This is a genomic window from Burkholderia sp. ZZQ-2, assembly GCF_050768715.1.
Classification (GTDB): Bacteria; Pseudomonadota; Gammaproteobacteria; order Burkholderiales; family Burkholderiaceae; genus Burkholderia; species Burkholderia cepacia.
The window spans coordinates 1-13,230 of record NZ_LDVA01000341.1 but is presented as its reverse complement, the minus strand read 5'-3'; the positions used below and the strand labels follow the sequence as shown (position 1 = coordinate 13,230).

Annotated in this window: 10 protein-coding genes; 6 read left to right on the top strand and 4 right to left on the bottom strand. The window is 68.4% G+C overall.

Annotation, left to right across the window (positions count from 1 at the left end):
* Together phnY and ABY44_RS32515 are read right to left on the bottom strand one after the other, a co-directional pair.
* Positions 1-1,212, bottom strand: a 1,212-nt coding sequence (gene phnY, locus ABY44_RS32520) for a phosphonoacetaldehyde dehydrogenase (protein WP_431643294.1), incomplete at its 3' end; no start/stop codon positions are given.
* Positions 1,213-1,271: 59 nt separating this feature from the next.
* Positions 1,272-1,613, bottom strand: coding sequence for a GNAT family N-acetyltransferase (locus ABY44_RS32515; RefSeq protein WP_060173220.1), 342 nt, complete (start codon positions 1,611-1,613; stop codon positions 1,272-1,274).
* A gap of 270 nt (positions 1,614-1,883) precedes the next feature.
* On the opposite strand from ABY44_RS32515, the gene ABY44_RS32510 reads away from it, so the two are divergent.
* Complete coding sequence (locus ABY44_RS32510) at positions 1,884-3,410, top strand: PLP-dependent aminotransferase family protein (RefSeq protein ID WP_060173219.1); 1,527 nt, start codon at positions 1,884-1,886, stop codon at positions 3,408-3,410.
* A gap of 60 nt (positions 3,411-3,470) precedes the next feature.
* Here the strand turns inward: ABY44_RS32510 and ABY44_RS32505 are convergent, their stop codons facing one another.
* Positions 3,471-3,668 (bottom strand): hypothetical protein, encoded by a 198-nt coding sequence (locus ABY44_RS32505; RefSeq protein ID WP_431643290.1) that lies wholly within the window; start codon positions 3,666-3,668, stop codon positions 3,471-3,473.
* 271 nt (positions 3,669-3,939) lie between these two features.
* Between ABY44_RS32505 and ABY44_RS32500 the strand changes: the two genes are divergently transcribed.
* The 5 genes from ABY44_RS32500 (at position 3,940) to ABY44_RS32480 (ending at position 11,519) form a co-directional block, all read left to right on the top strand.
* On the top strand, positions 3,940-6,834 hold the full coding sequence (locus ABY44_RS32500) for a GH92 family glycosyl hydrolase (RefSeq protein ID WP_155637940.1): 2,895 nt from the start codon (positions 3,940-3,942) through the stop codon (positions 6,832-6,834).
* A 371-nt stretch (positions 6,835-7,205) separates the two neighbouring features.
* Positions 7,206-7,604: a nuclear transport factor 2 family protein gene (locus tag ABY44_RS32495; protein ID WP_060085058.1), complete on the top strand. Its 399-nt coding sequence runs from the start codon at positions 7,206-7,208 to the stop codon at positions 7,602-7,604.
* A 161-nt stretch (positions 7,605-7,765) separates the two neighbouring features.
* Entirely contained in the window at positions 7,766-9,583 is a 1,818-nt protein-coding gene (gene xsc, locus ABY44_RS32490) for a sulfoacetaldehyde acetyltransferase (RefSeq protein WP_021157638.1), read from the top strand.
* A gap of 137 nt (positions 9,584-9,720) precedes the next feature.
* Positions 9,721-10,755 (top strand): phosphate acetyltransferase, encoded by a 1,035-nt coding sequence (gene pta / locus ABY44_RS32485; RefSeq protein WP_060173217.1) that lies wholly within the window; start codon positions 9,721-9,723, stop codon positions 10,753-10,755.
* Positions 10,752-11,519 (top strand): sulfite exporter TauE/SafE family protein, encoded by a 768-nt coding sequence (locus ABY44_RS32480; RefSeq protein WP_060173216.1) that lies wholly within the window; start codon positions 10,752-10,754, stop codon positions 11,517-11,519. The genes pta and ABY44_RS32480 overlap by 4 nt, the downstream gene beginning before the upstream one ends.
* A 76-nt stretch (positions 11,520-11,595) precedes the next feature.
* On the opposite strand, the gene ABY44_RS32475 is transcribed toward ABY44_RS32480, so the two are convergent.
* A partial coding sequence (locus ABY44_RS32475; protein ID WP_431643287.1) for a cobaltochelatase CobT-related protein occupies positions 11,596-13,230 on the bottom strand: 1,635 nt, incomplete at its 5' end.

The window sequence follows — 13,230 nt, the reverse complement described above, 5'->3', positions numbered from 1 at the left end:
GATCGCTTCGTCGATGTCGCGGAAACGCATGATCGGCGACACGGGCCCGAAGGTTTCGTATTTCACGAGCGGCATGTCGGGCGTCACGCGATCGATCACCGTCGGCGAATACAGCGCGCCGTCGCGCACGTTGCCGACCAGCAGCCGGGCCCCGCGCGCGATCGCGTCGTTCACCTGCCGCTCGCAGAACTTCGCGGCCGCTTCGTCGATCACCGTACCCATGTCCACCGACGGATCGGCCGGATTGCCGTACGACCACGCACGCGTTTTTTCGACGACCAGCCCGGTGAAGCGATCGGCCACCGACTCGTGCACGAGCATCCGCTTGATCGCCGTGCAGCGCTGCCCCGAGTTCCTGTACGAACCCGACACCGCGAGCGTGCTCGCTTCGTCGAGATCGGCGTCTTCCATCACGATGATCGGATCGTTGCCGCCGAGTTCGAGCACCGCGCGCCGGTAGCCCATCCGCGCCGCGATCGACTTGCCGATCGATACGCCGCCCGTGAACGTGATGAGGTCGATCGCCGGGTTCGTGATCAGCTCGTCGGCGATCTCCTGCGGGTCGCCGGTGAGCACCTGCAGCATCTGCGGCGGCAGGCCGACTTCGTACAGGATGTCCGCGAACAGGTAGCACGACAGCGGCACCTTCTCGGACGGCTTCACGACGATCCGGTTGTTGGTCGCGATCGACGGCACGATCTTGTGCGCAACCTGGTTCATCGGGTGGTTGAACGGCGTGATCGCCGAAATCACGCCGAGCAGCGGGTCGCGCTGCGTGTACACGCGGCGCTTCTTGCCGTGCGGGGTCAGGTCGCACGAGAAGATCTGTCCGTCGTCCTTCAGCACTTCGCCGGCGCCGAACGTCAGCACGTCGGCCACGCGGCCCGCCTCGTACGTCGAATCCTTGATGCACAACCCGGCCTCGGCCGTGATCAGCGCCGCGATCTCCGCCGTGCGCGCACGCACGATGTCGGCCGCGCGGCGCAGGATCGCCGCGCGATCGTGGCGCGTGAGCGCCGGCCGGTATGCGCGCGCGGCCGCGAACGCGCGCCGCACGTCGTCGAGCGTCGCCTTCGGCACGGTGCCGACCAGCGCGCCGTCGTACGGGTTGCGCACTTCGATCACCGCGTCGCGCCACACGCGCTGCCCGTCGATGCGCAACGCTTCGTGCCGCACGTCGGATGCGGGAATCGGCTTCAGGACCGTGCTCATGTCGTCTCCGTTGTCGTGATGCGTGATCGTGGCCACGCTACCGGGTGCCGCGGCGCGCCCTAGCGCACGACGACCAGCCCTTCGTATTCGAGGCAGCGGCACAACGTCTCCCATGCCGGCGAATCGGGCCACTCGCGCGCGCCGGTGTCGATGCGGATCGGCCGTCCGAATTCGCGCGATGCACACGCCAGCAGCGTGTGCGCGATGCCGCTGCGTCGATAGGCGGGTTCCACGTACAGCCGCGCAAGCGACGGCGATCGCGCGGCACCGTCGCCGCCGTCGTCGATGCCGAGTTCGCCGATCGCCTCGTCGTCGCGATACGCGACCGCCGTCGCGCGCGTGTCGTCGAACACGATGCGGATCACGCGCTCGCAGCGATCCCTGAACACGACGACGTGCATGGCCTCCTCCCTTCGCATCACGATGCGGGCGACCGCGATGCGCGCACGCCCTCCCGCGCCCGCGTACCGGGGAGTTATCCGGATCGTCCAGGGGCGACGAGTTGAGTATCGTCTTGCCACGTCAGCGCGCAGTAGTGCCAGACGACACCTTTCATTGAGTCCACATCCGCGGCGCGACGCGCGTATTCTCGCGAAACCGCGCCTCTCGCGGGCCACGCGCACCCCGGCGCGCACCGCCTCGCGTTTCCCGTACCGATCACAGGAGGAAGCATGCCGAGTCGTACCCCGACCGCCCTATGGGCCCAGCAGTTCCGGCGGTCGTCGGCGTCGAGCCTGCAGGACCAGATCCGGCGGATGCTCGTGGCCGCGATCCTCGACGGCCAGCTCGCCCCCGATGCCGCGCTGCCGTCGAGCCGCGAGCTCGCCGACCAGCTCGGCGTCGCGCGCAACACCGTCGTGCTCGCGTACCAGATGCTCGTCGAGGAGGGCTACCTGATCTCGCGCGAACGCAGCGGGCACTTCGTGAACCCGAAGATGCTCGAGGGCGTACCCGGCTTCGCGGCGGCCAAGCCCGGCGAGAAACCGGACGGCGACGACGACACGTCGGGCCGCCCTGCGTGGGAAAAGCGCATCGCGCATCCGCCGTCGAGGCAGCGCAACATCGTGAAGCCCGCGAACTGGCAGCACTACGAATTTCCGTTCATCTACGGGCAATTCGACCAGTCGCTGTTTCCGACCAACGACTGGCGCGAATGCTGCCTGAAGGCGCTGTCGGTGATGGAGATCCGCAACTGGGCGCCCGACCTGATCGAGCGCGACGACGAATCGCTGATCCAGCAGATCCGCACGCGCGTGCTGCCGCGGCGCGGCGTGTTCGCGATGCCCGACGAGATCGTCGTCACGAACGGCTGCCAGCAGGCGCTGTACCTGATCGCGGACCTGCTGTGCGGCAAGCACACGACGGTCGGCTTCGAGAATCCCGGCTATCCCGACGCGCGCAACATCTTCGAGAACCGCAACGCGCGGCTGCTGCCGCTGCCCGTCGACGGCCACGGGATCGCGCCCGATGCGCTCGCCGATACGCTGGCGCGCTGCGACTACGTGTACGTGACGCCGAGCCACCAGTGCCCGACCACTGCGACGATGCCGGTCGAACGCCGCCGCGCGCTGCTCGATTGCGCGCGGCAGCACGATTTCGTGATCATCGAGGACGACTACGAGAGCGAGAACACGTTCTCCGGCACGCCGCATCCGGCATTGAAGAGCCTCGACACGGCCGACCGCGTGATCTACGTCGGCAGCCTGTCGAAGACGTTCGCGCCGGGGCTGCGGCTCGGCTACGTGGTCGGGCCGCGCGAGCTGATCCGCGAGTTGCGCGCGCTGCGGCGGCTGATGGTGCGCCATCCGGTCGCGTATATCCAGCGTGCGTTCGCGACCTTTCTGGCGCTCGGTCATCACGACGCGCTGCTGCGCAGGCTCGCGCATGCGTACAGCGAGCGCTCGCAGGCGCTGATGGCCGCGCTCGACGCGCATCTGCCGGAAGCGCGTCATGTGCGTGTGACGGGCGGTGCGTCGTGCTGGGTCGAGGGGCCGCCGTGGCTCGATGCCACGCGCCTCGCGACCGACGCGCAGGCGGCCGGGATCCTCATCGAGCCGGGGAACGTGTTCTTCATGGACGATACGGGCGACGCGCGCCGCTGCTTCCGGATGGGGTTCTCCGCGATTCCACTCGAGCGGATCGAGCCGGGTGTGCGGGCGCTGGCGCAGTGCGTGCGGGCGCAGAAGCCGGGCGCCTGACCGGATGCGGAAGGGCGTCGCGCCACCGATTGCGTGACCGCCCTCGCCCCTCGTGCACAATCACGCATCCGGAAACGATCCCGACTTTCGTTGCGCGGGAAGCATGCCGCCGGTTTCGCGCGCGTCGCTCCCGTGCGATGCGCGCAGGTGCCGATCGTAACGATCGATCGGGTCGCGCTGCCAGGCAACATCCAACCTCGCGTCTGCAGGCTGCTTTCGGGTGGAGGTCGCGTTCACGTGCGCCGCCCCGATCGGCACGTTGCTGCTCCTCCTGTCGTAGAACCCTGCATTCGCCACGCGCTCGCTGAATCCGTTGCACCCGCCGATACCGCGCCACCGCCTGCACATCGTTTCCACTCGTTTAGTAAATCTAATAAAAACATTACAAATCCGTTATTCGGATTGACAGCGAATTCATACGAATCCTAGTGTTACGACGCAACACGACAGCAACAACCCACTGCGATCCCGGGATTCGATCGTCGGGATCGTCAAGGCAAAAAGGCATCTCCGACTGGAGGGGACGATCATGAGTCGATTCACGACGCTCGCGGCGTTGCTGGCCGCGGCGTGCGCATTGAGCGGGTGCGGAGGCGGTGACGGCAGCGACGGAACGGCGGCGTCGATACTGGCCGCACATCCGGCGGAATCGTCGGCCGGTGCGGCCGACACGACCAACCTCGACGACAACCGCAGCCTGTCGTTGACGCAGTATGTCGACCCGCTGATCGGCACGCTCGCGAGCAATTCGCCGAACCCGGTGCCGGCGGGACAGGCCGGCAGCGTCGTGCCGGCCGCCGGGCTGCCGTCGGGCATGGTGCAATGGGCGCCCGACACCAACACCACGCCGGCGCCGAACGACAGCAAGGAACCGAACTCGCCGGCCGGCTATTACTACGACCTCCATTCGATCCAGGGTTTCAGCGTCACGCACATGCCGGGCGCCGGCTGCAGCGGCAACAACGGCGAATTCCCGGTCATGCCGACCACCGACGCGGCCCAGCTCGTTCCGACCTTCAGCCATGCGAATGAAACGGCCCGGCCCGGCTACTACTCGGTCGCGCTCGATTCGCAGATCAAGGTGGAACTGACCGCCACCCTGCGCACCGGCTTCGGCAGGTTCACCTACCCGGCCGGCAAACCCGCGCTGCTGGTACTCGACGCGACGCGCACCAATACGAAGACCTCGACCACCGGCGCGATTACGCAGGTTTCCGACAGCGCCATCTCGGGCAGCACGATCGGCGGCGGCTTCTGCGGCAACTCGGTGCCGGTACCCGTCTACTTCTATGCCGCGTTCGACCAGGCGTTCACGTCGGCGTCGATCTCGCACGGCGTGGCGCAGCTCGGCTTCCGTCCCGGCCAGGCGGTCAGGATGAAGATCGGCATTTCGTACGTCAGCGCCGCCAATGCAAAGGCCAACCTCGACGCGGAAAATCGCGGCTGGGACTTCGAGGGCGTGCGCACGCAGGCAGACAGAATCTGGAACGAGCGCCTCAACGCGATCCGCGTGGCAGGCGGGACGCTGGACGCGAAGAAGAAGTTCTACACGGCGCTCTATCACGCGCTGTGGGCGCCCAGCATCTTCAGCGACGCGAACGGCCAGTACATCGGCTTCGACAATACCGTGCACCAGCTCGCCAAAGGCCAGAACGCGCAGTATTCGTCGTTCTCGGGCTGGGACATCTACCGTTCGCTGATCCAGCTCAAGTCGATTCTCTCGCCGTCCGAAACCAGCGACATGATCCAGTCGCTGGTCAACGACGCCGATCAGTGCGGCGCGATTCCGCACTGGGTCAACGACAACGTCGAGGACGGCGTGATGCCGGGCGATGCCGGTTCGCTGATCGTTTCGAGCGCCTACGCATTCGGCGCGCGGCGCTTCGATACGCGCTCCGCGCTGCAGCACATGGTGAAGATGGCGAACATCCCCGGCACCGCCTGCAACAACGTGACTACCAACGGCGGCCGCGCGAGCTACCTGCAGGGCGGCTACATCACCGGCGGCGAGTGGGGGCAGGCTTCGTCGACGCTCGAATACACGAGCAGCGACTTCGCGATCTCGCGCTTCGCCGGCGCACTCGGCGATATCGCCACGCAGCGCATGCTGCTGAGCCGCTCGGCGTACTGGCAGAACCTGCTCAACACCGCGCTGACGCCGCCGCTGATCGCGGCGCGGCAATCGAACGGCGCGTGGATACCCGAAACGCCGGGCAGCGGCGACAACTACGTGGAAGGCAATGCCGAACAGTACACGTGGATGGTGCCGTACGACGCGGCCGGCCTGTTCGCGCAGCTCGGCGGCAACACGGCCGTGACGTCGCGGCTCGACCAGTTCTTCACGGTGCTCAATGCCGGCCTGAGCCTGCCGAACTTCTACATGGGCAACGAGCCGACCTTCGAGGTGCCGTGGCTTTACAACTGGGCCGCGCAACCGTCCGGCACGCAGCGCGTGGTGCAGCAGATCATGGCCAGCGCGTTCGGCACCGGCCCCGACGGCTTGCCGGGCAACGACGACCTCGGCGCCGTGTCGGGCTGGTATGTGTGGGGCGCGCTGGGCCTGTACCCGCAGATCCCCGGCGTCGCGGGCCTGGCGATCGGCAGCCCGCAGTTCCCGCAAATCGACGTGCGGCTCGGCAACGGCCACACCTGGCGGATCCGTGCAGCAGGCGCGCCGGCCTCGAGCTACGTGCAGTCACTGTCGATCAACGGTCGTGCCCACCCTGCCGCATGGGTCGCCTATGACGACATCGCCAATGGTGCGACGCTGCACTTCGCGATGGGCAGCGCACCGTCTCGATGGGGCGCCCAGGCGCAGCCGCCGTCGTTCGGCGTACCGGTGGCGCTCAACGCGGCCGACAGCTACAACAATCGCGGCTTCAGCATGGACGGTGCGACCAATACCGACGGCCAGGGCGCGGACTTCGACGGCAGCCTGTTCAGCTACTCGGTCAATGCGCTCGGCGCGGCGGGCGTGCAGCCCGGCAAACCGTTCGCGGTGGCCGGCGCCACCGTGACGGTGGCGGGCGGGCCGCTCTCGCTCGACAACACCGTGACCGTCGGCCAGACCGTGATGCTGCCGCCGGGATCGGCCGGCACCGGCGTCGTGGTGCTCGGTTCGTCCAACAACGGCCCGAGCAGCGGGATCGCGCAGCTGAATTTCGCGGACGGTTCGAGTCAGGCCGTCACATTGGCCTTCGACGACTGGACCCTGAACGGCGGCAGCGCGAGCCCACGCTCGACGGTGGCCGTCACGATGGCCTATCGCAATGCCGGCAACGGCCAGCAGGACAACGTCAAGACTTACATCTTCGCGCAGAAGATTCCGGTGCCGCCCGGCAAGGTGGTGACGAGTATCGTGCTGCCGCGGCAGGTCAGCGCCGGCAAGATGCACGTGTTCGGGATCGGCATGACGGCATCGTGATGCCCGCATGACCGGCGGGGCACATCGCGCGCGACGATGTGCCCCCCGCCTCCTCCTGCTCGCCCGCGTCGCGGGTCCCGCCCCGATGGCGGCCGAATCCCTCGTCCGCCATTTTCCGTGCACGCCACGCTCACCGGCCTCGTTCGCCGTCGCGTCATGCGAGACGCGCACGACACCGGTTCAAGCCGTGCGTCCCGCCACGTCGGGAATGCCGTGAACGCGCGAACGTGCCCGGCATCCGCCGCTGGCCCAACCGAATCCCCCGAACTGGCGCTACCGCCAAAAACGAGCGCTCACTAACGTGTCGATACCGCGTGCCGCATGCGCGCCAGCGCCTCGCGCACCGCCCACCATTCGACAGGAGACACGTTATGTCCGACACGCTCACCGCCCCCGTCACGGCCGCCATGCTCGCGGCGTTTTCCGACGCATTCAACCGGCATGACGCGAATGCGCTGATGGGCTTCATGACCGAGGACTGCGTATTCGACGCAGCCGGCGGCCCCGACATCCACGGCACGCGCTTCGTCGGCCGCGACGCCGTGCGCGCCGCGTTCGAAGCCGTGTTCAAGACCTTCCCCGACGCGCACTGGGGCCGCGGCCGCCACTACGTGACCGGCGAGCGCGGCGTGTCCGAGTGGGTGTTCACCGGCACGCACGCCGAAGGCTGGCGCATCGAGGCCGAAGGCTGCGACCTGTTCGAATTCCGCGACGGGCTGATCGCCGTCAAGCGTGCGTTCCGCAAGGAACGGCCGAAGCAGCCGGCCTGAGCGCACCACTCGGGGCCACCGTACCTCGCACGCATTTTGAAACGAATCATTTCATTTCATTCCACATTTCCCCGCAGCAGGTGGAATGACTTGACCGGCTTTTCCCGGCAAATAGCATCTGGAACGAGACGTTCCGTTAATTGAACAATCGGAGACAACCCATGAGCGAACAATCCACTTCCCTGCGTGCATCGGCCAGCGGTCCGCAGGACATGACGCCGTCCGAAGCCTTCGTCGAGACCCTCGCGGCCAACGGCGTGACCGACATGTTCGGCATCATGGGCTCCGCGTTCATGGACGCGATGGACATCTTCGCGCCCGCCGGCATCCGCCTGATCCCGGTCGTGCACGAACAGGGCGCGGGCCACATGGCCGACGGTTATGCGCGCGTGTCGGGCCGCCACGGCGTCGTGATCGGCCAGAACGGCCCCGGCATCAGCAATTGCGTGACGGCGATCGCGGCCGCGTACTGGGCACACAGCCCGGTCGTGATCGTCACGCCGGAAGCCGGCACGATGGGCATCGGCCTCGGCGGTTTCCAGGAAGCGAACCAGCTGCCGATGTTCCAGGAGTTCACGAAGTACCAGGGCCACGTCACGCACCCGGCGCGGATGGCCGAATTCACCGCGCGCTGCTTCGACCGCGCGCAGGCCGAGATGGGCCCGACGCAACTGAACATCCCGCGCGACTACTTCTACGGCAAGGTCAAGGTCGAGATTCCGCAACCGCGCCGGCTCGATCGCGGCGCCGGCGGCGAACAGAGCCTCGACGATGCGGCCGCGCTGATCGCGCAGGCGAAGTTCCCGGTGATCATCTCGGGCGGCGGCGTCGTGATGGCCGACGCGATCGAGGAATGCAAGGCGCTCGCCGAACGGCTCGGCGCACCGGTCGTCAACAGCTACCTGCACAACGACTCGTTCCCGGCGAACCATCCGCTGTGGTGCGGCCCGCTCGGCTACCAGGGCTCGAAGGCCGCGATGAAACTGCTGTCGCGCGCGGACGTCGTGATCGCGCTGGGCTCGCGCCTCGGGCCGTTCGGCACGCTGCCGCAGCACGGGATGGACTACTGGCCGAAGGACGCGAAGATCATCCAGATCGACGCGGACCACAAGATGCTCGGCCTCGTGAAGAAGATCTCGGTCGGCATCTGCGGCGATGCGAAGGCGGCGGCCATCGCGCTCACGCAACGCCTCGAAGGCCGCACGCTCGCGTGCGACGGCTCGCGCGGCGATCGCGCCGACCAGATCGCGACCGAAAAGGCCGCGTGGGAAAAGGAACTCGACGACTGGACGCACGAGCGCGACGCGTACAGCCTCGACATGATCGAGGAGCAGAAGCACGAGAAGCCGTTCAGCGGCGGCCAGTATCTGCATCCGCGCCAGGTGCTGCGCGAGCTCGAGAAGGCGATGCCCGAGGACGTGATGGTGTCGACCGACATCGGCAACATCAACTCGGTCGCGAACAGCTACCTGCGCTTCAACAAGCCGCGCAGCTTCTTCGCGGCGATGAGCTGGGGCAACTGCGGTTATGCGTTCCCGACGATCATCGGCGCGAAGGTCGCCGCGCCGCATCGTCCGGCCGTGTCGTATGCGGGTGACGGCGCGTGGGGCATGAGCCTGATGGAAACGATGACCTGCGTGCGCCACAACATCCCGGTCACGGCCGTCGTGTTCCACAACCGCCAGTGGGGCGCGGAGAAGAAGAACCAGGTCGACTTCTACAACCGCCGCTTCGTCGCGGGCGAACTCGACAACCAGAGCTTCGCGGCGATCGCGCGCGCGATGGGCGCCGAAGGGATCACGGTCGACCGCCTCGAGGACGTCGGCCCCGCGCTCAAGCGCGCGATCGACATGCAGATGAACGAAGGCAAGACCACGATCATCGAGATCATGTGCACGCGTGAACTCGGCGATCCGTTCCGCCGCGACGCGCTGTCGAAGCCAGTACGCATGCTCGACAAGTACAAGGACTACGTGTGAGCCCGCGTCGCTGACGCACCCGCGTCAGGCCGCGCGCATCGCCGCGCGGCCTGAACCCGGCCGGACGCCGTGCCCCGTGCGGGCCGCCGCATCCGGCCGTTTTTCCTTCCCGTGTTCCATTCCTCAGCGAGCGAACGATGAAAGCCCTCGACCGCATCCTCGAATCCGCGCGCCGCGCGCCGATGCGCATCGCGCTGTGCGAAGCGGACGATCCGCGCGTGCTGCACGCCGCCGCGCGCGCGGCGCGCGACGGCATCGCGCGCATCGTGCTCGTCGGCAACCGTGCGGCCATCCACGCGGCAGCCGCGCGCGACGCGATCGATCTCGACGGCATGACGCTCGTCGATCCGGCCGACGCCCCGCAACGCGATGCGTATGCCGACGCGCTGCATGCACTGCGCGCCAAAAAAGGCATGACCGCCGACGCAGCACGCGACGCGGTGCGCGATCCGTTGACGTACGCCAACCTGATGGTGCGGCTCGGCGACGCGGACGGCTCGGTCGCGGGCGCCGTGCATGCGACGGCCGACGTCGTGCGCGCGGCGATCCAGCTGATCGGCGTGGACCCGGCGTTCCGGATCGTGTCGAGCTTCTTCCTGATGATGCTGTGCGAACCGTTCCACACGATCAAGGGCGGGCTGATCTTCTCCGACTGCGCGCTCGTCGTCGATCCGGATGCCGGCCAGCTCGCCGAAATCGCGATGGCCGCCGCCGACAGCGCACAAGCGCTGCTCGGCGAGGAACCGCGCGTCGCGATGCTGTCGTTCTCGACGAGCGGCAGCGCGCATCACGCGGCCGTCGACAAGGTGACGGCCGCGACCGCGCAGGTGCGCGAACTGCGCCCCACCCTCGCGATCGACGGCGACGTGCAGCTCGACGCGGCGATCGTCGCGGAGATCGCCGAGCGCAAGATCGCGCATTCGCAGGTGGGCGGCCATGCGAACGTGCTCGTGTTCCCGAGCCTCGAGGCCGGCAACATCGGCTACAAGCTCGCCGAACGGATCGGCCGCGCGAAGGCCGTCGGGCCGCTGCTGCAGGGGCTGCGCCGGCCCGCGAACGACCTGTCGCGCGGCTGCAGCGCCGACGATGTGTATCACGTGATCGCGGCAACCACCGTGCAGGCGCAGGCGGCCGCGCAACGCACTACGACCGGCGAGGCCGCGCCCGCATGACGGCCGACAAACTGGCGATCCTGATCGCGGTGATCGGCGCCGGCAGCTATTTCCAGACCGTCACCGGCTTCGGGCTCGGGATGATCGTGATGGGCGCGACGAGCGGCTTCGGGCTGGCGCCGCTCGCCACCGTCGCCACGCTGATGAGCGTCGTGTCGCTCGCGAACGGCGCGGCCGCGCTGCCCGGCCGGCTGCATCACATCGACTGGCGCGCGGTCGGCGCGGCGACGCTCGGCATCCTGCCGTCGGTGGTCACGGGCGTGCTGCTGCTCGAATGCCTGAGCCGCTCGGCGGCCGACCTGCTGCAACTGATCCTCGGCGCGGTCGTGCTGTACGGCGGCCTGAGCGCGGCGCTGCGCCCGACGCCGCTCACGGCGCGCTCGGACAACCGCAGCTTCTTCGTCAGCGGCCTGTTCGGCGGGCTGCTGAGCGGCATGTTCGGCGTGTCGGGGCCACCGCTGATCTTCCAGTTCTACCGCCAGCCGTTGACGCTCGTGCAGATCCGCTGCGCGCTGATCGTGCTGTTCACGACGACCTCCGCCACGCGTGTGCTGTACAGCGCATGCGAAGGCCAGATCGATCGCGACATCTGGCTGCTGGCCGCGATCGCGACGCCGGTCGTGATGCTGACGACGGTCGCGGCGCGCCACTACCCGCCGCCGCTGTCGCCGGTCGCGCTGCGCCGGCTCGCGTTCGGCGTGCTGATGGCGATCGGCATCGGGCTGATCGCGACGTCGCTGCCGCCGCTGCTGCGCGGCGTGTAGTGCCGCGCGGCGCACGCCGCATCGAACCCTCCGGCGCGCGGCATTCGCGCCGCGATGCGCACGCACACTACTCGCTTCACCGCCGCGCGCCGATCCAGTGCGCGATTTCGACGAGCCGCTTCATGTCCGGCGCCGACGCAAGATCGATCGCGAGCCGGTGCCGGTAGTACGGGCCGAGATCGAGCCCGACGCCGAGCCCGAGGACGTCGACGCGCCCGGCCGCTTCCTGGCGCGCGACCACCTGCTTCAGGTGATTGTCGAGGTAGAACGGATCGTTCGCGAGCGCCGTCGCGCCGTCCATCGGGCTGCCGTCCGAGATCACGACGAGGATCTTGCGCGCTTCCGGCCGCGCCGCGAGCCGCGCACATGCCCATTCGACCGCTTCGCCGTCGACGCCCTCGCGGAACAGGTCGGCCTTGAACAGCGCGGCGATGCCCGTGCGCGCATGCCGCCAGCGTGTGTCGGCGTCCTTGAACACCAGATGGCCGGTTTCGTTGAGCCGGCCCGGATGGCGCGGCTTGCCGCGCGCGAGCCAGTCCTGCCGCGCGCGGCCGCCGTTCCACGCGAGCGTCGTGAAGCCGAGCACTTCGGTGGCGAGGCCGGCGGCATCGCCGGCGCGGGCCAGCGTGTCGACCATCAGCGCGACGCCATCGATCCACGTCTTCATCGATCCCGAGCAGTCGATCAGGAACGCGAGCGCGCAGTCCGCGTGCGGCCGCACGCGTTCGAGCCGGAACAACCGCCGTTCGGCCGGCGAGCTGACGAGCTGCGCGAGCCGACGGCCGTCGAGGCGGCCGTGCTCCTCGCCGAACGACCAGCCGTCGGCCCGCGGCACGACGAGCGCCGCGCGGAGCACCCGTGCGAGCCGCGTGACGCTGATCCGCTGCGCGGCGACCTGGCCGTCGAGCCGGTCGCGATACTCGCGCAGCAGTGCCGCGCGGATCTGCGCGGCCGGCCGGAGTTCGCGGTCGTAACACGTCGTGTACGCGCGGTAGACCGCATCGCCGCCATGCAGCACGACGCTGTCGCCCGTTTCGACGAGCGCCGGCAGGTCGATGCCCGTGTCGTCGAAATCGACCCATAACGAGAAATTCGTCAGCGCATCGTCCTGCTCGCGTGCGTCTTCCGATGCCGTTTCGACGACGGCCGCGCGCGCGTCGCGGATCATCGCCGCAATCCGGCGCGCGAGCGCCAGCGCATGTTCCGCGAATGCGCGCTGATCGTGCCGGCAGCGCTTGAGCCCCGCGAGCGGCACGCCGATCTCCGGCACGATCGCCGCGCGCGACGCTTCGATCAGGTCTTCCGTTTCTTCGAGCACCGGCCAGCCGGTCAGCCGCGACCACGCGATCTGCGCGACCGTGTACACGAGGATCCCGACATGCGTATCGGCCTGCCCCGACCGGTGAAACGCGCGCGACCAGGTTTCGAAACGATGGCGCAGGTTCTGCACGACGCCGCGCATCGCGGGTGGCGCGAGCGATTCGCAGCGCAGTTGCTCGAGCATTTCGAACAGCACGCGTTCGACCGGATCGTCGCCGGACAACACGCGATGCAGGTCGCCATCCGAATGCAGGATGCGCAGCGCGGCGCCGTCGGCCGCGCCGCGCCACGACGCGAGATCGTCGTCGGCGGCCTGCGCGCGCAGGTGCGGCGCATGGATCGGCAGCGGCCGCAGGTCACGGCATACGCGGCCCGCACGGTAATGCAGCGC

Bases quoted from the DNA above. Each gene is read 5' to 3' on its own strand.
- ABY44_RS32515 (WP_060173220.1), bottom strand. From the start codon at position 1,613: ATGCACGTCGTCGTGTTCAGGGATCGCTGCGAGCGCGTGATCCGCATC.
- ABY44_RS32510 (WP_060173219.1), top strand. From the start codon at position 1,884: ATGCCGAGTCGTACCCCGACCGCCCTATGGGCCCAGCAGTTCCGGCGG.
- ABY44_RS32500 (WP_155637940.1), top strand. From the start codon at position 3,940: ATGAGTCGATTCACGACGCTCGCGGCGTTGCTGGCCGCGGCGTGCGCA.
- ABY44_RS32495 (WP_060085058.1), top strand. From the start codon at position 7,206: ATGTCCGACACGCTCACCGCCCCCGTCACGGCCGCCATGCTCGCGGCG.
- xsc (WP_021157638.1), top strand. From the start codon at position 7,766: ATGAGCGAACAATCCACTTCCCTGCGTGCATCGGCCAGCGGTCCGCAG.
- pta (WP_060173217.1), top strand. From the start codon at position 9,721: ATGAAAGCCCTCGACCGCATCCTCGAATCCGCGCGCCGCGCGCCGATG.
- ABY44_RS32480 (WP_060173216.1), top strand. From the start codon at position 10,752: ATGACGGCCGACAAACTGGCGATCCTGATCGCGGTGATCGGCGCCGGC.